General features: G+C 46.9%; 23 protein-coding genes. 4 read left to right on the top strand and 19 right to left on the bottom strand.

What is annotated here, in order from left to right:
- The first annotated feature begins 1 nt into the window (after position 1).
- A complete protein-coding gene (locus H5647_RS05595; protein WP_236074790.1) occupies positions 2 to 3,187 on the top strand; it encodes an efflux RND transporter permease subunit in 3,186 nt (1,061 codons plus the stop codon).
- Positions 3,188 to 3,321: 134 nt separating this feature from the next.
- Here the strand turns inward: H5647_RS05595 and H5647_RS05590 are convergent, their stop codons facing one another.
- Both H5647_RS05590 and H5647_RS05585 read right to left on the bottom strand, forming a co-directional pair.
- Positions 3,322 to 3,702 carry a hypothetical protein gene (locus H5647_RS05590; RefSeq protein WP_045856975.1) on the bottom strand — a complete coding sequence of 127 codons (381 nt, stop codon included), beginning with the start codon at positions 3,700 to 3,702 and terminating at the stop codon, positions 3,322 to 3,324.
- A gap of 88 nt (positions 3,703 to 3,790) precedes the next feature.
- The gene (locus H5647_RS05585) at positions 3,791 to 4,852 is read right to left on the bottom strand and encodes a hypothetical protein (protein ID WP_045856973.1); all 1,062 of its coding nucleotides are present in this window, start codon (positions 4,850 to 4,852) and stop codon (positions 3,791 to 3,793) included.
- Positions 4,853 to 5,114: 262 nt separating this feature from the next.
- Between H5647_RS05585 and H5647_RS05580 the strand changes: the two genes are divergently transcribed.
- Together H5647_RS05580 and H5647_RS05575 are read left to right on the top strand one after the other, a co-directional pair.
- On the top strand, positions 5,115 to 6,608 hold the full coding sequence (locus H5647_RS05580) for a SulP family inorganic anion transporter (protein ID WP_045856971.1): 1,494 nt from the start codon (positions 5,115 to 5,117) through the stop codon (positions 6,606 to 6,608).
- Positions 6,608 to 7,471, top strand: coding sequence for a universal stress protein (locus H5647_RS05575; RefSeq protein WP_045856969.1), 864 nt, complete (start codon positions 6,608 to 6,610; stop codon positions 7,469 to 7,471). Before H5647_RS05580 ends, H5647_RS05575 begins: the two co-directional genes overlap by 1 nt.
- Here H5647_RS05575 and H5647_RS22405 read toward each other — a convergent pair.
- The 3 genes from H5647_RS22405 to H5647_RS05565 form a co-directional block, all read right to left on the bottom strand.
- A complete protein-coding gene (locus tag H5647_RS22405) occupies positions 7,425 to 7,706 on the bottom strand; it encodes a GNAT family N-acetyltransferase (protein WP_408034015.1) in 282 nt (93 codons plus the stop codon). The two genes, H5647_RS05575 and H5647_RS22405, sit on opposite strands and share 47 nt — an antisense overlap.
- A complete protein-coding gene (locus tag H5647_RS05570; RefSeq protein WP_200911637.1) occupies positions 7,676 to 8,005 on the bottom strand; it encodes a GNAT family N-acetyltransferase in 330 nt (109 codons plus the stop codon). The genes H5647_RS22405 and H5647_RS05570 overlap by 31 nt, the downstream gene beginning before the upstream one ends.
- Positions 8,006 to 8,141: 136 nt before the next feature.
- Positions 8,142 to 8,594, bottom strand: a complete 453-nt coding sequence (locus tag H5647_RS05565; RefSeq protein ID WP_045856967.1) for a YaiI/YqxD family protein — start codon at positions 8,592 to 8,594, stop codon at positions 8,142 to 8,144.
- 182 nt (positions 8,595 to 8,776) lie between these two features.
- Here H5647_RS05565 and H5647_RS05560 point away from each other — a divergent pair, with 182 nt between their 5' ends.
- Positions 8,777 to 10,114: an MFS transporter gene (locus H5647_RS05560; protein WP_045856965.1), complete on the top strand. Its 1,338-nt coding sequence runs from the start codon at positions 8,777 to 8,779 to the stop codon at positions 10,112 to 10,114.
- Between the two features lie 160 nt (positions 10,115 to 10,274).
- Here H5647_RS05560 and H5647_RS05555 read toward each other — a convergent pair whose 3' ends face one another.
- The 14 genes from H5647_RS05555 to H5647_RS05490 all read right to left on the bottom strand — a co-directional run bounded on the left by H5647_RS05555 (position 10,275) and on the right by H5647_RS05490 (position 26,601).
- Positions 10,275 to 10,991, bottom strand: a complete 717-nt coding sequence (locus tag H5647_RS05555; RefSeq protein WP_045856963.1) for a FadR/GntR family transcriptional regulator — start codon at positions 10,989 to 10,991, stop codon at positions 10,275 to 10,277.
- A 101-nt stretch (positions 10,992 to 11,092) separates the two neighbouring features.
- Positions 11,093 to 12,595, bottom strand: a complete 1,503-nt coding sequence (araA, locus tag H5647_RS05550) for an L-arabinose isomerase (protein WP_045856962.1) — start codon at positions 12,593 to 12,595, stop codon at positions 11,093 to 11,095.
- Between the two features lie 64 nt (positions 12,596 to 12,659).
- Positions 12,660 to 13,355: an L-ribulose-5-phosphate 4-epimerase gene (locus tag H5647_RS05545; RefSeq protein WP_045856960.1), complete on the bottom strand. Its 696-nt coding sequence runs from the start codon at positions 13,353 to 13,355 to the stop codon at positions 12,660 to 12,662.
- Positions 13,352 to 15,019 (bottom strand): ribulokinase, encoded by a 1,668-nt coding sequence (locus tag H5647_RS05540; protein ID WP_045856958.1) that lies wholly within the window; start codon positions 15,017 to 15,019, stop codon positions 13,352 to 13,354. Before H5647_RS05540 ends, H5647_RS05545 begins: the two co-directional genes overlap by 4 nt.
- Positions 15,020 to 15,246: 227 nt before the next feature.
- Entirely contained in the window at positions 15,247 to 16,017 is a 771-nt protein-coding gene (locus H5647_RS05535) for an SDR family NAD(P)-dependent oxidoreductase (RefSeq protein ID WP_045856956.1), read from the bottom strand.
- 21 nt (positions 16,018 to 16,038) lie between these two features.
- Positions 16,039 to 16,650, bottom strand: coding sequence for an HAD-IA family hydrolase (locus H5647_RS05530; RefSeq protein WP_236074788.1), 612 nt, complete (start codon positions 16,648 to 16,650; stop codon positions 16,039 to 16,041).
- A 93-nt stretch (positions 16,651 to 16,743) separates the two neighbouring features.
- Complete coding sequence (gene yjfF, locus H5647_RS05525; protein WP_236074787.1) at positions 16,744 to 17,715, bottom strand: galactofuranose ABC transporter, permease protein YjfF; 972 nt, start codon at positions 17,713 to 17,715, stop codon at positions 16,744 to 16,746.
- Complete coding sequence (locus H5647_RS05520) at positions 17,712 to 18,716, bottom strand: ABC transporter permease (protein WP_045856954.1); 1,005 nt, start codon at positions 18,714 to 18,716, stop codon at positions 17,712 to 17,714. Before H5647_RS05520 ends, yjfF begins: the two co-directional genes overlap by 4 nt.
- Positions 18,716 to 20,239: a sugar ABC transporter ATP-binding protein gene (locus tag H5647_RS05515; protein ID WP_045856952.1), complete on the bottom strand. Its 1,524-nt coding sequence runs from the start codon at positions 20,237 to 20,239 to the stop codon at positions 18,716 to 18,718. The genes H5647_RS05520 and H5647_RS05515 overlap by 1 nt, the downstream gene beginning before the upstream one ends.
- Positions 20,240 to 20,353: 114 nt before the next feature.
- Positions 20,354 to 21,301, bottom strand: a complete 948-nt coding sequence (locus tag H5647_RS05510) for an ABC transporter substrate-binding protein (RefSeq protein ID WP_045861108.1) — start codon at positions 21,299 to 21,301, stop codon at positions 20,354 to 20,356.
- 140 nt (positions 21,302 to 21,441) lie between these two features.
- Entirely contained in the window at positions 21,442 to 21,594 is a 153-nt protein-coding gene (locus H5647_RS05505; RefSeq protein WP_162926293.1) for a hypothetical protein, read from the bottom strand.
- A 26-nt stretch (positions 21,595 to 21,620) separates the two neighbouring features.
- Positions 21,621 to 23,297, bottom strand: a complete 1,677-nt coding sequence (locus H5647_RS05500; protein ID WP_200911636.1) for a sodium:solute symporter — start codon at positions 23,295 to 23,297, stop codon at positions 21,621 to 21,623.
- Positions 23,298 to 23,668: 371 nt separating this feature from the next.
- Entirely contained in the window at positions 23,669 to 25,267 is a 1,599-nt protein-coding gene (locus H5647_RS05495; protein ID WP_045856947.1) for a putative glycoside hydrolase, read from the bottom strand.
- A gap of 263 nt (positions 25,268 to 25,530) precedes the next feature.
- Positions 25,531 to 26,601 (bottom strand): DUF4097 family beta strand repeat-containing protein, encoded by a 1,071-nt coding sequence (locus tag H5647_RS05490; protein ID WP_045856946.1) that lies wholly within the window; start codon positions 26,599 to 26,601, stop codon positions 25,531 to 25,533.
- Positions 26,602 to 26,709 lie beyond the last annotated feature (108 nt).

Raw genomic sequence — 26,709 nt, 5'->3', positions numbered from 1 at the left:
TATGCCAAATTCAATTAACACCGCTCACGATAAGCACCTGAATACAAATCGCGGCATTATTGCGTGGTTTGCCCGAAACGCTGTTGCTGCCAACCTCCTTATGGCCGGTATCCTGTTGCTCGGTCTGTATTCAGCAAGCAATATTCGCAAACAAATGTTTCCTATGGTGGAAAACAACTGGATTAATATTTCTGCGGTCTATCGGGGCGCCGCCCCAGACGAAGTAGAAGAAACCATTACCACCAAACTGGAAGAAGCACTGCAAAGCATTGAGGGGCGCGAACGCATGATGACGCGCAGTAATCGCGGCTATGCCTCAGCCGATATTAAGGTACTCGATAGCTACGATGTTCAGGAAGTACTCGACGATATTAAATCAGCTGTCGATTCTATTTCCAGTTTTCCTGCCGGCATGGAGCCTATACGCGTTACGCATAGTAAGTACAAACAAGAAGTCATGTGGTTGAATATCGCGGGGGATATATCAAACCATGAGCTTAAACGCCTCGGCGAAACTATTCACGACGAACTCCGCGCATTGCCCGCTGTTAATATCACCGATTTTTACAGCGGTGCAAAATACGAAATCGCTATTGAAGTAAGCCAAGCCAAATTACGGGAATACCAACTGAGTTTCAACGATATTGCAAATGCCGTACGCAACTTTTCCACTAACCGCTCCGCAGGCGAGATAAGTGCAGAAGCGGGTCACATTTCGATAAGAGTAGAAGAACAGGCTTATGTTGGTGCCGAGTACGAAAATATTCCTTTACGAAATTTGGCGGACGGCACTGAGTTACGCTTAGGCGACGTTGCATCTGTTAACGATGGTTTTGAAGAAGGTGTTAATTACACCAAGCTGGACGGCGTTAATTCGCTCACATTGTTTATCGGCGCGTCTAGCGATCAAAGCATTACCGATATTTCCACAACCGTTTTAGCCTACGTGGAAAAACGACAGCAAACGTTACCCGCAGGTATTCGCCTAGAACCTTGGGCCGATATGACCTACTACCTGAATGGTCGCCTCAACATGATGCTCGAAAACATGCTGTGGGGAGGGCTATTAGTGTTCTTGATTTTATCTTTTTTTCTACGCCTTAAACTCGCGTTTTGGGTCATGCTCGGGCTGCCCGTTAGTTTTCTGGGTGCACTTGCGTTTTTACCCCTGAGCTGGATAGACGTCACAATAAATGTTGGTAGCCTCTTTGCTTTTATTATGGTGCTAGGTGTTGTAGTCGACGACGCTATTATTATTGGGGAAAGTGTAGCCACCGAAACCGAAACTCACGGCCTAAGTACTGACAATGTTATTCGAGGTGCGCAGCGAGTCGCTATACCCGCAACCTTTGGTGTACTAACCACCATGGCCGCCTTTATGCCAATGGTGCTCGAAAGCGGGCCTCAATCGGCCTTTCCTCACGCCATTGGTTACGTTGTTGTTTTGTGTTTAGCGTTTTCACTCGTGGAATCTAAACTTATTTTACCGGCTCACTTAGCCGCTATGGCACCCGAAAAAGAAAACTCTCGTAACCCGCTCACGCGGCTTCGCAAAAAAGTAGACGCGCAACTCGCCAGCTTTATTGCCAATCGCTACCGACCTTTTTTGGAGACAACACTCCGCTATCGCTACAGTGTTTTAGCCTTTTTCTTCGCGTCCGTAATTATCACTGCAGGCCTGTTTGCCTCTGGCGCTATTCGTATGCTCCCTATGCCGAAGGTACCGCACGATTTTGCCAACGTCATTTTGGAAATGAATCCCGATGCACCTGAGAGCGCACTACTTGAGGGCATGTTACAAATTGAAAACACTATTCGCATTGTCGACAAACAAATAGAAGACGAATTTGGTCAGCGCATGATTGAAAAAGTACTGATGTATAACCAAGGGCGTTCGGAAGCCAAAATCGAATCCAAGCTCGTTGACCCCGAACTTCGCCCCATGGACACCTTTGAGTTATCTCGTCGCTTACGTGAGCAAATGCCCAACATCACCAACATGAAAAACATCACCATTATCGATAGTATTTTTCACAGTGGCACCAATGACGGCGACGTAAATTTTCGTATTAAAAGTCGAAATATCGAAGAGTTAACCGCTGCCGCCGCAGAAATCAAAGAAGAGTTGGGGAAAATAAAAGGTGTTTCGGACGTAAACGACAGCGAACAAAGACCCGTTCAAGAAATTCGTTTTAAACTTAAGCCCGTTGCTTACAGTTTGGGCTTAACCACCAACGATGTGGCAGGTCAGGCCAGTTTTAGCCTCTACGGTTTAGAGGCCCAACGTATTATGCGCGATCGACAGGAAATTCGTGTGATGGTACGTTACCCCAAAGATGAGCGAAACTCCTTAGCCGCCATCAACAGCGTGCTAGTGCGCACACCCAGCGGCGCAGAAGTGCCACTAGAAGATGTGGCCGAAATTGAGTTTACCCAAGGTGTTAGCCAAATTTATCGGGAAGAAGGCCATCGTGCTATCAGCGTATGGGCCTCCGTAGATGTCGAACAGGCCGAAAGCTTTAAAGTGGCCGATACACTCACAAACGATGTCTTTCCGGATTTAAAAAATCGCTACCCGTCGATTCAAATTGAAGAGGCTGGCAAACTCAAAGATGATCGCGATAGCTTAACCGCTAGGATATTAGGCATCTTAGTCATACTGTTACCTATCTATGTTTTACTGGCGCTGCCTTTGAAATCCTATACCGAGCCCTTAATGATAATGGCCGTAATACCTTTCGGCGTTATCGGCGCTATTATCGGTCATTTAATTATGGGTATCGACATGAGCATGATGTCGTTGTTCGGAATATTTGCGGTTATTGGCGTAGTTGTAAATGATTCTCTCGTGATGGTGGATTACGTAAACCGTGCGAAAGAAAGAGGCGAAAGCTTAACCGATGCTGTACTGCACGCAGGTCAAAAACGTTTTCGGGCGATTATATTAACGTCATTAACGACGTTTATTGGTCTGTTGCCCATTATGTTCGAACCCAGCCTACAAGCCAAAATTGTAATACCTATGGCCGTTTCATTGGCGTTTGGTGTTTTATTAGCAACCCTTGTGACATTAATATTGGTCCCCAACTTGTACGTTATTTCTCACGACTTATCGCTACAACGCCAGCGAACCGCTAAATTTTTGCGCTCACTCTTTTACACCAACAAGTTAGAGACCGAGCAATAAATTCAGCGCTCAATCATTCACTATAGCAACGCTAGCCCCCCCTAATAAAATGGGGGGGCTTTTAGCTAACGCAGATATTGATAATACGCTAATTGCAGCGTCCCTTTTTTATTACGCTAAGTAGCCTTCAGCACTCATTTTTTATCTGATTTTTTCCATAGAACAATCATCATTGTCGCGCTAAGTAGGCAGAAAATTGCAGAGCCTATAATAAGCCCACTATCGTTTTGCACAATGCCGATAAAAACATCTTGGAATGTCATAAGACAATACGCTAACAAAGACACTCTTAACATTAGGCTAGATTGCTTCGCCGTTGAATACCCAATAATCAGGGCAATGGCAATTTGTCTTGCGCCCCACATGTAGGCCAGAAATAAAACATTTGGATCGGAGAAATTAACCTGCTGTACAAATGTTGCAGGTGACAGATAAAGCGACGAGCCAACGAACACGCCCAGCAACGTTAATAACATTGACACGACGGTTATCCAGAGTGGAATGTTTTTATTCATCTATGGTTTATCCCTATTGTATTTTTATTCGTATTAATAACCGTTACCACCAACTTAATAGAGAGCAACGTTTTTCACGCTGCGATCGCTACTCGCCACCAAGCTCTGCCAGATACCCCATTGCAGCCTTTTCTCCCTCTTTACCATATACCGCTAGATACTCGCTCCACTGCGTTTCATTCATGGAAAAATCTGGCCTTGCATTTACTTCAGAAATAAAATGGGCCATCTGTTGCGATTCCATTTCTAACGTTTTTAGATAATCTTGTTGAAATACTTCAGGGTTGTCGCTGGCGGCCACCGCTAGGCCAAACCCAAAAAAACGCCCGTCTAAGCTCAGCTCGTTTTCCATCATCGATTTCCCCCTGTCAGCACACTGCTGTTGCCAGCTTTCGCTCGTACGCTGTTGCTCGCACATACTCATTAGTATTGCTTTGCGTTCACCGCTACGCTTGTCGGCATAGTCGTTGACACTTTTTAAGAAGTGAGCATCACGCTCCAAACCTAGACTGCCTAACGATTCTGCTACCGCAGCCATATGCTGCCATTCGTAAGCATCCGTTATGGTCGAACTCGAGGCGGCCATTAGACTTTGCGCGGCACCGTCAATGTCACCATTGCGATAAGCCTGTATCGCTTTTAAATCGTGTACCGCGCCATTATCACCATCAAGGCTTTCCAATACGTCAAACAATTCGGGGCTACACTGCGTGGAGTTCACGGCACCCAAACAATGCTCAGCGACCATAAAATTGATTAAGGGGTTGTACGGGTCCAAACGCAGCGCCTCTAATAATAGGGTTTCGCGTTTATCTGCATCGGCTTCTAGCGTGGCCGCCACCAACAATTCTTCGGCGCTGTCAGATGTTGCGATGGCCTTTCGCCAGTCGTCCAATATTTCGTCTGCTTGATCTTGCGCTAAATCATCGGCTTGAACACGCTCTGCGTTCGCAGCCCTTGAACGCGTAGAAGGCATCGACAATTGAATCTCTCGAGATTCGGCCGGCAAATAGTGAATATGTGAACTATTATTTATAAGGTCGCCAAGAACAGGCCGCTCGAGCGTCTCCGGCGCACGACCAAGCCAAAGGCCTACGGCGACTATACTCAGGCCTACAATGATGAACATAACTTTTTTTAACGGTGTCATATGCGCTTTATATTCTTAGGGTATGTAGGGTTATACAGCGGTCTATAGTCTCTATTTTAATGACTATAGGCCCGTGGTGAAGATTTGTTCGAGGGTATTGAATGCTGTAGAATCGCCGCCCTCTTACGCCAACCATCAATTCAAATTCTGCCGATTTTTGATCGACGCCGCTTTGAATTGCCAAGCTGTTTCTTTCTGCGCTGGTATAGGTATATCGCAGTGTAAACCACAGCCTCTTTATTTGTGTATTAAAGGAAATTCTATGTTGCTCCATTCAACCAAAAACGATTGGTTTGGAAATCTACGTGGCGATATTCTCGCTGGCCTAGTGGTCGCTTTGGCGCTTATACCAGAAGCCATTGCATTTTCAATTATCGCAGGCGTAGACCCTAAAATTGGCCTCTATGCTTCATTCTGTATTGCCGTTGTTATCGCCTTTGTTGGCGGTCGCCCTGGCATGATTTCGGCTGCCACAGGTGCTATGGCGCTGTTAATGGTAACGCTTGTTAAGGAACACGGCTTGCAATACTTACTGGCCGCTACCCTGCTAACAGGTGTACTACAGGTCATTATGGGCTATCTAAAGCTCGGCAGCCTCATGAGCTTTGTCTCACGCTCGGTGGTAACCGGCTTCGTTAATGCGTTGGCGATTCTTATTTTTATGGCGCAGCTACCGGAACTTACCAATGTGACATGGCATGTGTATGCCATGACTGCAGCAGGTTTGGGCATTATCTACCTTTTCCCTTACATCCCCTTTGTTGGCAAAAGCGTGCCATCACCCTTAGTCTGTATTTTGGCGTGTACTGCCTTTGCCATGATAGTGGGTTTGGATATACGCACCGTTGGCGACATGGGCGAACTGCCCGACACACTGCCCATTTTCTTGTGGCCCGATGTTGCGCTCACCTTCGAAACCCTGCAAATAATATTTCCCTACTCTGCCGCTTTAGCCGTAGTTGGCTTACTCGAATCATTAATGACGGCGACTATTGTAGATGACTTAACTGATACCGAAAGCGACAAAAACCGCGAATGTAAAGGTCAAGGTATCGCTAATATAGCCTCGGGTATGCTCGGCGGCATGGCGGGTTGCGCTATGATTGGCCAGTCGGTTATCAACGTTAAGTCAGGCGGGCGCGGGCGACTCTCCACACTTATTGCCGGTGGCGTATTGCTTATCCTAGTAGTGTTCCTTAACGATTGGGTGGCACGTATTCCGATGGCAGCGCTGGTTGCTGTTATGATCATGGTGTCTATCGGTACCTTTAACTGGGAATCTATTCGCAACTTAAAGAAATACCCTACGTCTACGAATACTGTGATGATTGCCACCGTAGTCGTCGTGGTCTGGACACACAATCTCGCCTTTGGTGTATTTGTGGGTGTTTTACTCGCGTCGCTGTTTTTCGCCAATAAAGTCAGCCACTTTATGTATGTTGAATCCTCGCTGAACGAGGAAAGTAGCACACGCCACTACACGGTTCACGGCCAAGTCTTCTTTAATTCATCCGATAAGTTTCTCGCACAATTTAACTTTAAAGAAGCAGTAGAAAAAATTACTATCGATCTTAGCCGTGCCCACTTTTGGGATATTTCAGCCGTACACTCACTCGATACTGCGGTAATTAAGTTCCGCCGCGAGGGTGCAGAAGTTGAATTGATAGGCCTCAACAGCGCCACCGAGACCATCGTTGACCGTTTTGGGGAACACGACAAACCAGAAGAACTTGAAAAAGTATTAGGGGGTCATTAATGAGCACAAATAAGCAATTAGTCCTATCCTGCATCGATAGTTCTCAGTTCAGTGGTGCGGTATGTGAATATGCGGCATGGGTGGCAAGAACCGTTAATGCACCACTGAAACTTCTGCATACTATTGAGCACAATCCAGCTCCTGTGGTCGCCGATTATAGTGGCGCCATCGGCCTAGGCTCTTCAGAAGAGTTGCTAAGCGAACTTACAAGGGTGGAAGCAGAGCGTAGCAAACTACTGATTCAAAAGGGTAACTTGATGTTACAAGCCGCTAAGGAAATGACACTAGAAAGCGGCGTTGCTGAAGTGCACACAAGCCAGCGTCATGGTTCGCTCTCTGAGAGTCTCGTGGAAATGGAAGAGGATATTCGGCTTCTCGTTGTAGGCATTCGCGGTGAACATCATGCAAGCGAAGAAAAAGGTCTTGGCCGCAAACTCGAAACGACTATTCGTGCAGTGCAAAAGCCTATTCTGGTAGTGAATAAGACGTATACCGAGCCCAAAAAAGTCATGCTGGCCTACGATGGCAGTGACGCGGCACAACGAGCGCTGGAAATGGTTGCCACCAGCCCTCTCTTTAAAAATCTACCCTGTCATCTTGTGCATGTCGTTGCCAAAGCGTTGGATAGCGATATTTTACTGTCAGAAGCCACGGCTCACCTTCAGGCTGCGGGCATCGACGTTACAAGTGTTTGCTTAGTAGGCAACAGTGAAGATGTATTACCGGCCTATCAAACCGAACACGATATTGACTTAATGTTGATGGGCGCATTCAGCCACAACCGTGTGCGTGATTTTTTACTCGGTAGCTTTACACTCACAATGTTACGTAAAACCCAAAAACCATTGCTGTTATTGCGCTAAAACTACAGCGATTCAACCACTGGGCATTTCCGCCAATACGGAGGTGCCCAGCCACGACACACAAAGCCGATAAAATATCGTTACCGACGTTCACTAAAGGGAAAGTTTTTGGTAAATGTGTTTTTTCGCACAACTCAAAATCATTTTTTTCATAAAAACGGTGTGCAGCGAAAAACGTATCGACGGTCCCGAGGTAGATCTCTTTTATCGATTTAGCCTTCGCCCAACGTAACAATACGCACAGTAATGGCTTGGCGATAGCGAGGCCCCTCCACGCAAGTCTTTTTGAACAAAAAACTTACGTAGCGCGGCATTGCCATTACCAATATCCAACAACGCAATAGAACCAATCACTTTACCGTCTAACGTTGCCATCCAGAAATTACCCGCTCCTACCTGATAAAAAGTGGGTATCTCATTTAAATCGGGCTGATCCTCTGCGGTGATATTAAGATTAAATTCCTGCTGCTGAATATGCGTAATTAATCGGATTATACCGGGTTCATCAACCGCCAAATACTCAGAAACCGCCACCAAAGGCTTTCTCCCTATACTGCCGAAAAAATACCGTTAACACGACAACCCATAAACTGCTGCGGCCAATTCAACCAATTGTACACTGTTACGCAAGCACTCTTGTACGTCATTATTATAACGGCTGCGCGCGTGATTAAGCCTTAGAAGGCGATGCCAAATATTGATCAAGAACTTTTCCAAATGCTTGCCTATCTTGCTGACTCAATGCTGCCGGGCCGCCTGTATGTTCACCACTTGCCCGCATGGTTTCCATAAAATCTCGAATATTAAGCCTTGCGCGAATATTATTAGCCGTAAATTTTTCACCCCGATTACTTACCGTCTCCACACCTTTTTCGACCACTTCGGCAGCCAAGGGAATATCGTTGGTAATCACTAAATCACCCACCTGTGCACGTAACACAATTTCATTGTCTGCCGCATCGAAACCCGCCGACACCTGTAGCATTTTTAGGCTCGGAATATTGGGCAAAGGCAATCGTTGATTCGCGACAAAAATAGTTTCAACACCCGTGCGTTGTGATGCCCTAATTAATATATCTCGAATGACGATAGGGCAGGCGTCGGCATCAACCCAAATAGCCATGTACGCTTCTCCTCAATAGGTGTGTACTCATTGCACGCATGTTAACACTAAAGCATGGATCGACGCCTTTTTCGCCATAAGCCGCGCCGGAAACACTTCCGCCAGATTGAAAATTTGTTACTATCCGGTCACCTATTTGGACCATAGAACAATAACAACGTAAAAATAATAAAGGTGTACCAATGACCTCTCCAAGCAAAACGAAACACCCGCTACTGTGGGTGCCGTCTAGTTATTTTACCATGGCTCTAACCTACAACATGCTAACGGCTGCAGCCGTTGTTATGTTTAGCAACTTGGGAATGGATAACGCTAAGGCCGCCGCATACGCCAGTGCACTCGGCTTGGCCTATACCATTAAGCCCTTGTTCGCAGCTTTTCTTGAAATGTACAAAACCAAGAAATTTTTCGTATTGTTATCCCAAGTCATTTTGGGTGTTGGTTTTGTCGGTGTCTCCTTAGTCATGAGCTTACCGAGCTACATCTCTATTATGCTGGTGTTCTTTTGGATACTGTCTTTTATTGGTTCCTCGCAAGACATCACAACCGATGGCGTATACGTTACTTCGCTCGATTCTAAACAGCAGGCCCTTTACTGCGGTTGGCAGAGCCTTAGCTGGAATCTAGGTAAACTCGCGATGATGAGCGTTATGGTCGTGTTGAGTGGTTTGCTGCACCAATATATATTCGATCATGATCCGCATGTATCTGGCCCTGAGTGGACAAAATCTTGGCAGATCGTATTCGGCTTAATGGGTGTCATTATGTTGGGTATGGCGGCGTGGCACTGGCGTGTAATGCCGGAAGGTGCTCGTGCAGAAAACACACCTAAAACACCTGGCGAAGCGATTGGCACATTAATGGATGCGTTTGTTACTTTCTTCCAAAAGCGTGGCATATGGATGATGATTGGCTTTGCCTTATTGTTCCGTGTGAGCTTTGGTTTTTTGAACGCTCCAAGTATGCTCTTTATGAAAGATGCCGTGGAGAACGGCGGCCTAGCCTTAACCAACCAAGGCTTCGGTATTATCTACGGTACCTTTGGCCTTATTGCATTATTGATTGGTTCTTTGGTAGGCGGTGCTTATGTTGCTAAAAAGGGCTTACAAAAGGCGTTATTCCCACTGTGTTTTTGTGTCAACATTCCAAACGTTACCTTTTTATTAATGGCTATGTACCAACCTGAGAGTCACGCCATTATTACGGCAGGCGTTGTGCTGGAACAGTTCTTTTTCGGTATTGGTTCTGTTGGTTTTATGATTTACCTTATGCAGCAGTTGGCTCCGGGTAAATACGCCACTACACATTATGCCTTCGGTACGGCTCTTATGGGTTTATGTATGATGTTGACCGGTATGGTTAGTGGCCTACTCCAACAAAAAATGGGGTACGTTGGTTACTTTGTATTTGTAATGGCGGCCACTATTCCGTCCTTCCTTATATGCTGGTTCGCGCCCTTCCACGTGAATCACGATGACGATACTGCAGGTGAGAGCGCCACAACTGAGGCCTCAGCTTAACGCTGCATGTATTGCAACCCCGTAGCACTAATATTTTTTAACATTTGATCATCAAAAAATATTAGTGCCACACATAAAAAAACCGCTCTGCCATAGAGCGGTTTTTTTATGTGTGGCATATTCCCCTACAAATCATTTATCTTATTGTCATACCATAGCTTTATTTCTGTAGCTCTGACTCAATAAAACTCAACGCTTCATCTATGAGAAAAAGCATCGCCTCTTTTGCCGCCGGTGCATCTTGATTTTCAATAGCACGGTACACCTTCGCATGCTCTTCTAGCGTTGCCGAAAAATCCCCTTTAATCACGTTAGTGTGAACAATGCTTACGTTGAGGGCGGTACGAATAAAATCGCGCATACGAATATAGAAGCGATTGTCGCTAGCATACAAAATAGAAATATGAAAATCGATATCCGCTTCTAGCGCCTCTGCAGAGCCTTCCTCGGCGCTACCCATGCGTTCTAACGCACTCGCAATATTGATCAACCTATCTGGCTCGGTGTTTCTTGCGGCCAAAGCTGCAGCCTCTGGTTCGATAGCAATGCGCATTTGCAAAAACTCTTTCAACACCTGCATGGAAGGATTACCTTCCAACGACCACCGCAGTAGATCTGCATCAAAAATATTCCAATCTTCTTCAGGCAATACTCGAATACCTTGCCTTGGCTTACTCGCGATAAGCCCTTTTGCCGATAGCATTTTTACGGCTTCTCGAACGGCAGTTCGGCTTACGCCAAACTTTTCGCACAGTTCTGCTTCAGTAGGAAGGCTGTCATGTGATTTGAATTCACCACATATAATTGCACGACCCAACTCTTGAGCCATACGATAAGAAAGGTTGAAATTTTTATCTAACACTGCGACGACCTTCATACGGTTTCCGAAAGCCGGAGAGTAACGGGTTTACTTGCCCGCATCAAGCAAGGTTGATTATTCAAGAACATTCAATCTTACTCCTTCGACGAAGGTCGAATTTAGAAACCTTTATTCATATGGTAGTAAACTGCATTGTGTCGCAGTTCTTTTTTAAATTCAGTTAAGCGAGTATTTTCGTCGATAACCACCATCTCTACATCTAACATTTCGGCGAAATCATTTAAGTGATCTAACGTTATGCCTTGTGTATAAACACTGTGATGTGCCGCACCAGAATAAATCCAAGCAGCGGCAGCAATTTCGAGATTTGGGCGCGGCTGCCAAAGCGCTTTAGCCACCGGCAAATGAGGTAAACTCGCGGGAGGCTCAACGGTGTCTACCTCATTTACAACCATACGAAACCGGTTACCTAAATCAATTAATGAGATATTCATTGCAGGCCCAGGTTTGCCGGTAAATAATAATCGAGCAATATCTTTTTTAATGCCTATCGTGTGGCGCTGTACTTCAACCGTGGGTTTTTGGCCTGCAATACTCGGGCATATTTCTAACATGTGCGCACCGAGTACTTGGTCAGGAAGCCCAAAGTCATAAGTATAATCTTCCATAAAGGAGGTGCCGCCTTCGCGGCCTAAACTCATCACTTTTACGATGCGATTCATGGCGGCCGTTTTCCAATCGCCTTCACCCCCATAACCATAGCCTTTACGCATCAAATTTTGCGTCGCTAACCCCGGCAAACCAGATAGCCCCGTCAAATTTTCAAAGCAGTTGGTAAACGCTTTAACGCCACGTTCTTCCATAAAGCGCTCCATACCCAGTTCTAACCGCGCTTCATTTTTTAGCATGTCATATTGGTGCGCGTCATTGAACAGGCTTGGGGCAATGTCATACAGCTTTTTATATTCTTCAATGAGTGTGTCAAGTTCGGTGCTTGTCACAGCATCGCAAACACTGGCCAATTCTCCTAGGCCGTAGGCATTCACTTCAAAACCAAACTGAATTTGTGCCGCGACTTTGTCGCCATCGGTAACGGCGACCTGCCGCATATTATCGCCGAAGCGCGCTACTTTTAGGCCGCGAGCTTCCGCTAGGCCCATTGCCGCGCGAACCCAGTCATCTATTTTTATTTGAACATTTTCCCTTTCCCAATGCCCTACCACCACTTTTCGCTCTTGTCGCAAGCGGGTACTAATATGGCCAAACTCACGATCGCCGTGCGCACTTTGATTCAAGTTCATATAGTTCATGTCGATGCTTGCCCACGGTAAGGCCGCACCAAATTGGGTGTGTAAATGCAGGTAGGGTTTCGCCAATAAGCTTAAGCCTGCTATCCACATTTTCGCCGGCGAAAATGTGTGCATCCAAAGAATAAGACCAACGCAATGGTCATCGCTATTAGCCTGCTGACAAACAGCTAGAATTTCTTCTGGTGTTGTGACCACACCTTTAGCGAGCACCTGTGCAGAAAGATGTGGCGATTCACTCAAACCTTGTGCAATGACGGTGCTGTTCTCTTTTACCTGCTGCAAAACAGTTGGCCCATATAAGTGCTGTGAACCCGTTACCAGCCAAACGTTTTTATCGTTATATACTTTCATTCCGTTTCTCAACTATTTCGCAATTTTTAATTTAGTACAGCATTTGTAGTATTATAGAAAAATATTATTTTTGACCGTAATAGGCATTATTTCCGTGTTTTCGTTGGTAGTGCTTATCCACAATGGATTGTTTAAGTGGCTGCACATTGGGTGATAACGTTTTCGTTAGGTAGGCCATGCGCGCCATCTCTTCTAACACTACTGCATGATAAACCGATTGCGCGGCATTTTTACCCCATGTAAATGGCGCATGCCCCGCCACAATCACCATTGGCACCTCTTCAGCATTTAGCGCTTCGAAAGTATTGGTAATTTGCACACCGGTTTCATTTTCATAATCCCGCTCTATTTGCTCGTCGGTAATAATCGCTGTACAGGGAACTTCACCGTAAGCGAAATCAGCATGGGTGGTACCATAACAAGGAATAGCGCATTGCGCTTGAGCCCACGCTGTTGCATAGGTGGAGTGCGTATGGGTTACACCGCCGATCGTTTCAAAATGTCGGTACAGATGCGTGTGGGTTTTTGTGTCCGACGAAGGCCGTAGATCACCCTCTACGGTATTATTATTCTCGAGATCAACAATCACGAGGTGCTCTGGCTTTAACGATTCGTAGGGCACACCACTGGGCTTAATCGCCATTACATTTTTATCACGATCGACCTGCGAAACATTGCCCCATGTGTAAATAATTAAATTGCGTGTCTGCAACTCCATATTGGCTTCATAAGCTTCGCGTTTTAATTCTAGGTAACTCACTGTACACCTCCATCGACAAAGTCACCGAGCCGCTCGTAGCGCCGGTACAGTTCGTTATAGGTACCCGCCAAATTTATATTTGGCTTATACGTTTTACAGACCTCAGACGCCATAACCGTTTGGGCGCTCGCAACATCTTCAAAGGCACCGCCCACGGTGGCCGCAAAAATAGCCGCACCCAGCGCACAACTTTGCTCGCTTTCAAGCACCTCAATTTCGCAACCCCAAACATCGGCGCACAGTTGCATCACAAAATCGGACTTCTTCGAGATACCGCCTATTGCAACAACCGCGTTTATCACAACACCCTCTTCTCGAAAACGTTCGATAATGGCTCTTGCACCAAACGCGGTTGCTTCTACGAGACCTCGAAAAATGTGCGGCGCTTGGCTGCCCATTTTTAACCCCGATAGCGCCATAGCAACCGTTTGATCGGCATCGGGCGTTCGTCGGCCGTTCACCCAATCGAGCGCGGTAATAGCTGATTCACCCGGCACTAATTTTTCCGCCTCGCGGCTGAGGGCCGGCAATATGGCATCGTCAATGGCGTTAATTAAATGACTTTTTGTCTGTTCGTCCAATTCGGCGCTTTCGGATAAAACGGCGTGCAACGGCCACGATACCAATTGCTTGAACCACGCATAAAGATCGCCAAAGGCACTTTGGCCTGCCTCAAGGCCAACCATGCCTGGTAATACGGAACCATCCACTTGCCCGCAAATGCCACGAATACAGTTATCGGCAATGTCATCGTAATGTGCGACCGTAATATCGCACGTGGACGTGCCCATAATTTTGGTAAGCACCCCGGGCTTTACGCGTGCAGCAACAGCGCCCATATGACAGTCGAACGCACCAAAACCTACGGGGATACCAACCGCTAACCCCAGCTTTTCGGCCCACTCAGGGGTCAGTTCCCCAACGCGGTTATCGGCCGTAAAGGTTTCCGAGGGCAAGGTGTCGCGCAAACCATCTAACAATGGGTCTATGGCAGAAAAGAAATCATTCGACGGGTAACCGCCCCAGCGTTCATGCCAGAGAATTTTATGGCCCGCAGCGCAGCGCCCCATCCTGAATTGATTCGGGTGAGTGGTACCGGTGAGAACCGCAGGCATCCAATCACAATGCTCAACCCACATATGGGCAGCTTCACGCACCTCAGGGCTCTCTCGCAGTACATGCAGCACCTTTGCCCAGTACCATTCGGACGAATAGATACCCCCAGCAAATTGCAGGTATCCCTCTGATGAAGCGTTCGCTGCAGCCGTAATTTCTTGCGCTTCCTTCACCGCGGTGTGGTCTTTCCACAAGATAAACATGGCATGTGGATTTTCGGCAAACGCTGGCGTTAACGCCAGCGCCGTGCCTTCGGCATCGACCGCAATTGGCGTTGAACCCGTCGTATCAAAACTCACCCCTACAACGCGCGCGCCAGCACCTTTGGGCGCTATTGCCCAAAGGCCGGCCAAACACGATTGAAGGGATTCCAAATAATCGAGCGGATGCTGACGAAACTGGTCCGCCGTGGGTTCGCAATACAGGCCGTTACGCCATCGAGGGTAGGCCACCACATTCGTTGCGACTTCTGTACCCGTGTGTGTATCGACTAACAACGCACGAACTGAATCGCTGCCGTAGTCGAGGCCTAAAGCATAAGACACCATTGATAAGCTACCTGTGTACGCGCCACCCTAGAAGGCCAGCATTGCGGCGGCACAGGGAGCCAATAACATTATTGTAATATAATATTATCGTGAACAGCACGAACACGTGTCAACGACTTATTTCGGGAGAGATGTTTAAACAAGAGGTTTTGGCTGGCGGTAACATCAGGTACGACAAACGAGAAACCTCGCCCAAGGCGCATTCGGTAAACGGCAGAAACTGAGCGCTATACCCAGCCGCCATCCACTATAAAGTGCTGCGACGTACACATTTGGCTGTCATCAGCCGCCAGAAACAACGCCATTGCTGCAACGTCTTCGGGCTGAACCATTCGTTTGAGGCATTGCGCTTCACAGATATGACGTTGTGCATCTTCACTCAATCGTTTTTCAAGCTGGCGGGGTGTTGCAACCCAACCGGGCACCAAGGTATTCACACGTATTGACTCTAGACCCATGTCACGCGCTAAACCACGCGTTAGGCCCTCTACAGCTGCCTTAGCACTGGTATAACTCGGCATTTCACCCTGCCTTGCGTACCAACTCATAGAGCCGAGGTTAATAATGGAACCATACCCCAGGCTTTGCATATAGGGGTACACCGCTTGGGCTGCGAAAAAATAATGCCGCAAATTCACCGCTATTCGATCGTCCCAATAGTCTACCGTCACTTCTCGAAAATCATGACGCTCATCATCACCGGCGTTATTCAACAAAACAGCGATTGGGCCGAGCAACTCGGCAATAGCGTTAATCGTGGCCTGTAAGAGTGAAATATCACGTAGGTCACACTGAAAATAGCGTGGCGCACGCACCCCTTCGGTTGCCGTTAGTTGCGCGACTAGAGCTTCAGCCTCGTCGGCCAAAATATCGATAAAAGCAACAATGGCCTGCTGCCGACAAAACGCCTCTACCATGTTCGCGCCAATGCCAGACGCCCCACCAGTAATAAGTACAACTCGGTCTTTAAGGCTGGGGTATTGATTCGTTAAGGTCACGCTACGCTATACCGTTATACATTAGAGAAAATAATCGTTTTCTATACCGAAGACGTCCAGCACATCTATGCCCACCATACCGGCTCGAGTGGCGGCGTCTAAACCCAGTTTAGAATCTTCTAGCACCACACAACGTTCCGGTGCTATTCCCATACGTTCGGCACACAGTAAAAAAGTATCGGGGGCGGGTTTGGGGTTTTGAACCTGATCAGCCCCTACAACGGGGCCAATTAACTCGCGTAGGTTACACCACGCTAAAATTGTCTCGGCTTCTTCAGTATAGGCACCGGTTCCTACACTGAGCGGCTTACGCCCTGCAAAATATTGGGCCTGTTCAACAAGTGCCGTGGGCTTAACATAGCGCTGCGCAATATCGCGTACGACCGATTCTTTAAAATCGTTCATTTCAGCACTGGTAGCGGCGATATTGAGATTGAAATGGTCTAGCAGAATATCAAGCGTGCCTTTTGTAGGCACCCCCGCCAATGAACGCATTAGCACCCTATCAACCGGTATGCCATATTTGTCGAGTGTACGCGTCCAAGCAATTTCATGAAGCTGCCCGCTATCGACGAGAGTACCGTCCATATCGAAAATAATTGCGTCATATTGATCGAGCAAAGAAGTATCCAAGAAAACCACCTATACCAAAACGTAAGGCGGGCAGCTAACAGAAATCCTGAGCCGCCCGATAGTTAAGTAAAAAATGATTTTATCAGAGATACGCTAACGGCGCTTTGCCACGAGCAGACGCTGTAGCGCAATAAAACAAAACAGCAGCACACCAATCACAATTTTGGTCCACCACGAACTCAATTTGCCGTCGAAGGAAATATACGTTTGCACAACACCCATAATTAGCACGCCGAATAAAGTGCCCACAATATACCCGTAACCTCCCGTTAACAACGTACCGCCGATCACCACTGCAGCTATAGCATCCAGCTCCACACCCACTGCCGCCAAGGAATAACCAGAGAAGGTATAGAACGTAAAAAGAATACCCGACAATGCCGCAAGACAAGAATTTAATGCATAAATTAACACGGTAGTGCGCGCAATAGGTACACCCATTAAGGCCGCTGATTGTGCATCCCCCCCTAGGGCATACACTCGCCCACCAAAACGCGTGTAGTTCGCCACTATAATGGCCAGCACTAACACCGCAAGACAAATCAGTGTGGAGAGATCGAGCCACGCACCACCGGCGAGTTCAAAGCCAAACATCGCCACTTCATCATAAAAAAGATGATTAATAGGTATCGACTCTTCGCTAATAATGGTGCTTAAACCTCGCGCGAAAAACATGCCCGCGAGCGTAACGATGAATGGCTGCAGCCGATAAACATGAATAATGGCACCCATCACCGCACCAAACAAAGTGCCCATTGTGAGGGCAAACCCAAAGGCCGCGAGCGGGTGCCAGCCATAGTCCGCAATTAATACGCTCACCACGACGCCTGTGAGCGCAATCACGGCACCTACCGAAAGATCGATACCCCCAGAAAGAATGACAAAAGTCATGCCTACTGCGCACACAATTAAAAAGGCATTGTCGGTAAATAAATTAATGAATACTCGCAGGCTGCCAAAATTATCAAACTGAATTGCGCCCACTGAAAACAACACTACAAACAGACCGAAGGTTACGGATAACGGGAAAAACTTATGATTAACCATTGCCATTAAAGTATTCACGATGCGCGCCTCAATAATTTAATACGCGCTAATTGCTGATGAAAGTGGGGTGACTGAAGCAGTAAAATTGCGGTAATCACTACGGCCTTGATCATCAAATTAAATTTTGGCGGAACACCGCTAAGAATAATAGTAATGGTGAGCGTTTGAATAATTAACGCACCAATAATGGATAATGCAATTGAAAAACGCCCGCCCATTAGCGAGGCGCCACCGATGACAACCGCTAGAATCGCATCAAGTTCCAACCAGAGCCCTGCGTTATTGGCATCTGACCCGCCGATATTCGCAGCGGCAACCATACCGGCCACTGCTGCACATAAACCCGAAAGGCAGTACACCATCACTTTAATCATTTTATCGTTGATGCCAATATAGTAACTGGCACCACTGTTTGCGCCTACAGCTTCGACAAACAACCCCAATGCAGTGCGCCGCATAAATAACTGAACAATAGCGAAGCATACGATCACTAATACAATGGGAAAGGGTAGGCCTAACCAATAGCCTACGCCCAGATAAGAAAATACGTCGTGATGAAAGGTAACAATTTGACCCGCATTAATCAGCTGCGCAACGCCTCTGCCCGCAACCATTAAAATGAGCGTGGCCACAATCGGTTGAATACCGAAATAGCCAACCAAACAACCGTTAATAAAACCGGCCAATAACCCAGCGCCTAAACCGCCACCAATAATCAGTGCGGTACTTTGCACCCCGCTTACAATTAACGCCGCGCTCACCGCGCCAGAAATCGCCATTACCGAACCCACCGATAAATCTACTCCACCGGTGGCAATAACTAACGTCATCCCAATTGCTAAGAGTGCGACGGGAACCGCTCTGTTAAGTACATCTATTGTGCTGCCAAATAAACGGCCATCTTTTATTTCAAGGTGAAAAAATTCTGGCGAAATAACAAGATTGATAAGCAACAAAAACCCAAGGCCCAGCAATGGCCAAAGAAATCGTTTTTGAGTGTGCGATAGTGTTAACAACATTAAGAAGTTGCCTCCGACGGCTTACTGGCAAAGGCTGACATAATAGTTTGCTGATTAATCTCTATGCCACTGAGTTCCGCGACTTTTTGTCGATCACGCATTACCACCACTTTGTCGCTAAAGACGACTAACTCGTCTAGCTCTGACGAGGCCACGATAAGGCTCAAGCCTCGTTCACACAGCGTACGAATTAGCTGTATGATTTCGGCGTGCGCACCCACATCGATGCCGCGCGTAGGCTCATCTAATAATAACAATGCTGGTTCAGAAGCTAACCATCGCGCAAGAATCACTTTTTGCTGATTCCCGCCACTAAGCTGGTCGATAGGTTTATCGAGTTCAGAGGTTGCGATATTAAGCGCTTGCACATAATGCGCGGCAATTTCTCGCTGCTTTTTGCTAGGAATATAACGCCACCAACCGCGTTTATTTTGTAGCGCAATAATGACATTTTCGCGAATCGACATTGCCCCCAATATGCCCGTTTGTTTACGGTCTTCGGGGCATAAACCTAAACCTGCGGCAACCGCTTCGCGGGTATGCCGAAAGCGTCGTGCTACGCCCTGCAATTCCAGTGTACCTTCGCTTAACGCGTCTACACCAAACACCATCCGACACAATTCCGTTCGCCCCGACCCCAACAAGCCGGCCAAACCCACCACCTGCCCCGCCTCTACAGTGAGATCTAACGGTTGAATGGAGGTGTTAACTCCGGCCGATTTTAATTCGAGCAAGACGTCTTTTTTACCTGCACTATTGACCGGTGCCTGTACACGCTGCTCGATAGACTCCAGCGCTTTGCCTAGCATGTGCGAGATAAGTTGGTGCTGGGAGAGCGTTGCCGTTTCGTACTCACCCACTAACTGGCCATTACGTAATATGGTGATACGATCGGACACCGCGTATACCTGATCGAGAAAATGCGTAACAAACACAATCCCAATACCCCGCTCCCTTAGGCTTCGCATAATTACAAAGAGTGTTTTGACTTCTTCTGCATCGAGGCTGGCAGTAGGCTCGTCGAGAATTAATATTTTCGCCGAGAGTTCAACACCGCGAGCAATGGCAATTAATTGCTGAACCGCAACCGAAAATTGGTTAAGCGGCCGAGTCACATCAATATCTAAATGGTAGGTGGCCAACAGTGCCTTTGCGTGAGAATTTATTTTTGTCCAATCGATTAAACCCCATCGTTTGGGTTCACGCCCTAAATAAAGATTGTGTGCCACAGACAAGTTTGGCAAGAGATTGACCTCTTGGTAAACCGTACTGATACCCAGCGCCTGCGCCTCTCCGGTATTGGCAGGACGAATAGGTCGGCCCTCCAATAGCTGCTCGCCACTGTCTCGCGAGTACACGCCTGTCATGACTTTAATTAAAGTAGATTTGCCTGCGCCGTTTTCGCCCAACAGCGCATGAATTTCGGCAGCACGCAGCGTAAAATCGACATTGTCTAGCGCCACAACACCAGGGAAAGTTTTACCCACGTTGCGTAAAGATAAGAGGGGGGGATGAACGGGCATAAACGTTACGCCAGAGGCGCCTTTAGCAATTCGTTAACACAAGCAATCAGCCTGTCGCTTGCTGACAGGCTGATTACGGTATAGATATGCGAAGTATATCTCGCGAAGAAATGATTATTGTTCGGCTAATCGTTTATTGTATTCTTCTTCATAATTATTTTTATCGAAGACGCTGCCACCCATTACAACCCATTTTTCGAAATCGCGCTTGCCCTTTAGGTAGGCTTCAATAACGTCAAAGGCTGGCCCGCCTAGATGTGGGCTTAACTCAACCGTCACATTCGCATCGCCCGCTTTAATGGCCGGAAAAATATCATCAACGGCGTCAACCGACACCACTAAAATATCACTACCGGGTTTTAAACCTGCTTCTTTAATGGCTTGAATTGCACCAAGTGCCATTTCATCGTTATGAGCCCAGAGTGCGCAGATATCGCTACCGCCACCCTCAGCTTTCAATAAGCTTTCCATGACTTCTTTGCCTTTAGCGCGCGTAAATTCTGCCGTTTGGCTGCGCACAATACGCATGTTGTTGTGCTGGGCAATTATTTTATTAAAGCCTTCCATGCGTCCCAATGCCGCGCTCGAACCCACGGTACCTTGCAGCTCTACAATGGCACAGTTTCCCTTCGTTTCATCGGCTAACCACGTTGCCGCTTTTACGCCTTCTAAAACAAAATCGGGTGCAATTCGCGTAAGGTAAAGCGAATCGTTATTGAGTGCTACGTTACGATCGAGAATGACGATAGGAATGCGCGCACGCTTGGCCTCCATAAACACAGGCTTCCAACCAGTTTCAACAACCGGTGCCACAATGATGGCGTCAACGCGCTGTGCAATAAAACTGCGAATGGCTTTAATTTGGTTTTCTTGTTTTTGCTGTGCATCCGAAAATTTTAAGTCGATACCGCGCTTAATCGCTTCGGCCTTAACGGATTCGGAAAATGTAGTACGCCAACCACTTTCAGACCCTACTTGTGAGAAGCCAATAGTTAATGCCTGTACACCGTGCGAAATGGCTAACAAGCCACATAGGGCAATGCTGAAAAGGGTCTTAGTCATAAATACCTCAATACTATTTTTATAATGAGCGGTTTTATAATGAGCAATTTTAGAGTGTCCGGCGTGATGAGACCCCCTTTGTTTACGCGAAAAGTTGCGTACAGGTAAGCCCGAATCGCGAACAAATATAATATAATACTTTAAATACCGCAATCAGATAGCGTACTAACAGTGCCCAACACCTCCCTTAGAGAGTCGCGTAATGCCCAACTGGGGCGCAAAGCACGCCCCGCTGCGACTCGAACAATCAACTCTAGAAACAAAAAATCCCCAACAAGTGGGGATTTTGACATACCTATACTCCTGCGCTAATTAACCACTACATCAGCCAGAAACTAAAGTAGAGGTACACGCCCAAGACCAGTGCAAGTATCACTGCGGTCAGCATCACATCCCACTTGTCCCAGCTTTCGCGTATGTCTTTTTTATCGTCTGGAGACAGGGTGGCATACGTGATTCCGGCCAATTTCTCATCCGACGCCTGCGGCGTTAGTAGTGAGATAACGACCACCAACACAATACTAATACCCAATAAGGTACCCGAGTAATATAGGAAGTTAAACTGCGCGAAATCCTGCAATACCCCTGGTGCAATACCAATATTATCGTTAATCGCTTCCACCGTGAGCTTTGCCATACCGAGCAAAAACCCTACGATCAAACCATAGAAAGCTCCCTGCGATGTTGTACGACGCCAAAATAAGCCCAACAAAAATACGCAGGTAATAGGTGGTGCAAGGTAACTTTGAACACCCTGCAAATACACATAGATGCCACCGCCAGCCATTTTGTGCATGATGGGAATCCAAATAAGACCAGCCACTACAACAAACGCCGTGGCTATACGCCCTACCATAACCAAATGCTGTTCACTTTTTCCTGGCTTCAATTTTTCGTAAATATCGACGGTAAATAAAGTTGCGCACGAATTAAACAGTGAGGCCAAAGAACTCATTAACGCCGAGAGCAAACCTGCCACCACTAACCCGCGCATACCTTCTGGGAGCAAATTTGTCACCATTAGCGCAAACACCTGATCGCCATCGATACCGCCTCCTTTAGCAGACGGAATAACCATCAAGCCTTTTTCATGTAACGCCCAACCAATTAAGCCGGGCACCAGAAAGATAAATACAGGCCATACTTTTAAGAAGCCACCAAACAATGCTCCGCGGCGCGCCTCTTTCAGGTTTTTCGCCGCAAGTGTGCGCTGAACGATGTATTGATCGGTACACCAATACCAAATACCAATAACCGGTGAGGCAATCATAATGCCCAGCCATGGAAAGTCGGGGTCTGACATTGGCCGCCATAGGGCAAAGTTATCGGCATTGGCTGCTGCCATCGTTTTCAGCTCGCCCCAACCGCCAAGCAAATCCAAGCCATAAAAAGTGATTAGAGCAGAGCCCACTAATAACACAGCAGCCTGCGCCACTTCGGTGTACATCACCGCACGTAAACCACCAAAAATGGTGTAAATACCGGTAAGTATGACCGTTGTAAATGCGCCAACCCAAAACGCATTATCCGGTGTGCCAAAAGTATCGGGCAGCAATGTTTTAAAGACTAACGCACCGGCATAAACAGTTACCGAAACTTTTGTGAGTACGTACGCCAATAGACTCACAATGGAGAGTACCCAGCGCGTGCGGCTATCAAACCGACGTTCGAGAAATTCTGGCATGGTGAACACGCCAGACTTGTAATAAAAGGGGACAAAGAACCACGCCAGCAAGACCATTATCCATGCGTGTAATTCCCAGTGGGCGGTGGCGAAACCAACCGATGCGCCACTACCGGCGAGCCCTACAATATGTTCAGACCCAATATTAGAAGCAAATAAGGAAGCCCCTACAACGTACCACGCTGCATGGCGACCGGCGAGAAAGTAATCAGCAGTGGTTTTTTGATTTTGCGAAGACCAATACACAATGGCCACTAGCCCCGCGAAATAGACGGATACCACCGACCAATCGATAACGGACATGCCTCCCATAAGATACTCCCAAGTAATGTTATTTTTATATTGTCGATTAGACTATTAGTTACATGGCGCGATAGTACAAGCTCTAGAGTTCATGATGCAACTGGGTATTTCTAGACCTATTAATACGTTTAATCGCAAAACGAAACCTTATCGTTTCGGTATTATGGCGATACTTTCTTGGATTGCACACCATCAACCTTTATTTGCCAAGGGTGGCTTAGGTGTTAACGCGCAATAATTCTCTAAGCTCTGCATGTTAATAACGGCCACGAGTGATCTAACGCTTAGCCTATAAACGTCCGTTTTTGTAAAACTCCAACCCAAAAAAAACCCACTAACCAATAGGCTAGTGGGTTTTTGAGATGTAAGCTCGGCAAAAACTAGAAGGTTTGAACCTCAAAACCATTGAACACGAGCGCGTCGGTATTATTATCGACAGTGCCGCCATTGCCTAACAAGGTCACGCCCACCGCAACAACATCGGTTGCCTCAAAACCATCGTCGGCATCCAGCGTTACATTATCGATGCGCAATTCCAACCAAGTATCGGGGTGATCGGCCAGATACGTTAAGAAGCCTCTAGCCTCATTTCCATGACTATCACTCACCCACATATAAGCACTTACCGTACTGCTGGCATAGCTCAACGGAATGTTCACAACCAAGGTAGCAGCAACCGTGCCCGACATATCAACCGCTTGCTCAAGGTCTGACACAAGGTGGATTTTGTCCTCTGTTGTTGTCCAACCAGGCAGCAATTCTAGGCTTGGGGTGTTTGCCGTAAGGTAAGTATTAGGGCTACCTTCGGTCAACACCGTCATACCCGCTGCATCTAATGTAATATCGATATAATTAGCACTCTCATCTTCTGTGGGGTCATCCTCACCTGGCACCCAACGCACGTTATCTAGCTGATAATGTACACCTTGCATGGCATCCCATGTCGGCTCAATCAATAAACCTGTTGATACCCGCGATAAATCCAAACCACCCAACACTAAATCAGGTACGGCTAGCTCTATCGCCTGCCATTCATTGTTACTCATCAGTGCTAAGGCTTCATTACTGGTAGTGCACGGGTAATGGCATTCAATATGCAGGTTTAACTCACTGGCTTGTGCCCAGTCGAGCACACGAATATCAAACGCTAGTGTGCCATTTGCAAAAAGCGTCAAATCATTGCCCGGCAAGCTCAATTCGTCATTAAACACCGCAGGAAAACGCAAAGAACCATTCGCATTCACGCTGTTGTAGCGTACATCTAATACTTGGCCGTAGCCCTGTTCGTCCGTTTCAACTACATTCCAGTTGACCAACCTTTCGGTATTGGCGCCATCCATATGTTGCAACTGCACATAACGGCCGTCGGCGGTCATTTCCCACGCCGCAACACCCGCCCAGTCTGGGTCCACACAACCGTCGAATACCATGCCGTATTGATCTGGGCAATTAATGTCAGCATTGTAGTTAGGTAATACGCTATACATGACCTCAATCGACGTTGGGCTCCCCTCATAGTGGCGGCTGCATGTTGAATCGGTACAGGCGTTAATCGAAACACTCCCGTAGTAAGTACCGGGAAGTAACTCGCTCGAAAGCGCAGTGTGTAGAATGAGCGTGCCTGAAAGATCGCCGTCCGATAACACGACATCAGCAGCGTCAATAAGAAACGTACCCGAAGCGTCAACAGAAAGATAAAGGCCTTCACTTGCATCGTCTACGGTGCCCACAATCTCTTGGGTAAAATACACCGACTCGTATTCATTTACCGTATAACCCACTTGAGAAACGGGCAAACTAAAAATGCCGGGTGACGTAACCGTCTCATTTCCACCGTTATCTTCACCATTGTCCCCCGATGTATTAAACCCACCGGAAATACCCGGCGGCATAACGGTACTGCCGCCTCCACCACATGCCGACACCAAAAATGTGGCCAACAACATTGCTGTTACAGAACTAAAAATTGATTTTTTCACCCTAATCCCCTTAGTGGTTATTTTTATAGAGGACACACAACCTGCGCCCTACCTCCACTTTTTTGTTGAATATTTTCAGGTGAGCGCTTTAGGTAGCACCAATAGATTGGAACACCGAATTGTCGCTACGTAATTACGGGGAGAATCTACGCCTATAACGAAATTTTCGGTGCCATAAAAATGGGGGCTAAGCCCCCAAAATGTTTAAACCCACGGTCTCAAAACTTTTTGCTTCAAAACGTATTAAATCAAAAATAATCGCCTTAAAACGTATGCACTTGCACGTTCGTATGGCTGGTATTCAGTTTAACTAGGCCGTTGTTCGTACCGGCGCAAAGCGCCTCGTTTTTAAAAGCCTTGGCTCGAAGTTCCGTCGCGGCATACCCTATGAACTCACACGCACTGTTCGCTGGTAGGTTAAGCACAAGAGAACCATGAGACGACGTATTATTGATAGTGTCAAAGTTGCGGTTAGTTTGCGTTAAGCTAGTACGGCCATGGGCGTTACTTACCTCAAGCGTCTCACTACCGCCCGAAAATTCAATAGTACTATGCTGATTTTCAAGCGTTGCGCGCAACAGTTCTGCTTGCAGTATACGAATATCACCATGGGCACTATCGACCACCAACGCCTCCCCTTGATGATTATGCAGTGTAATAGCACCATGCTGCTGCTTAACTGCACTTTCCTCTATACGGCTGCTATCAACGATTATTTCGCCGTGCGCCCATGCTATATCGGCTGTTTGAGCCGTTAGCTGCTGAATATTGAGCTTACCGTGCGCGCCATCAAGCCTCAGTGTGTCTACCGTTACGCTATCGACGGTCACACTTGAATGTGCCAATTTCATTACAGAATCTGCACTGTTCAATCGCTGTATCGTCACGTCGGAATGAGCGATATCCGCCATGAGATGATCGGCTGAAAACTCGTCGGCCGTCAACGATCCGTGTTGATGTTTTACAATGAGTTTTTTGAGGTTGCTCTGCGATAAACGAATGCTAACGGTTCTATTCACTTTGCAGCCAAAATTAATAATTTGCTTTACTGAATACGTTAAAACTTCAAGTCGATGATTACTAACGTTGTGTTTTAATGTTTGCAAACACACTGTCGCATCACCCCATTTTAATTCCTGCCGAAGGACTACATTTAACGTACCACTATCATCATTAACAATTGTAATGTCAGCATGATCCATACTGAGTACGAGTTCGTTTATATCGGCTAAATCGAAATTCTTTTCTTTTACTTGAACGTTACTGGCCAGTGCGGGAAGGGACAAACACGCGATAATCGCCATAATGACAACGTTGGAGGCTAATTTTTTCATCGGATCAATTCCAAGTTAAGGTTGGAGCATAACTGCAATGTTAAGGCCAAGTTTATATCTTATTGATTTTGTTAACAAAACCGCCGTCACACAGATACACATCTCAAC

Origin of the sequence: Teredinibacter purpureus, from assembly GCF_014217335.1 — a bacterium.
In the GTDB taxonomy this organism is placed as follows: Bacteria; Pseudomonadota; Gammaproteobacteria; order Pseudomonadales; family Cellvibrionaceae; genus Teredinibacter; species Teredinibacter purpureus.
The sequence above is the reverse complement of the archived record's forward strand: the minus strand, read 5'-3'. Positions and strand labels throughout refer to the sequence as shown.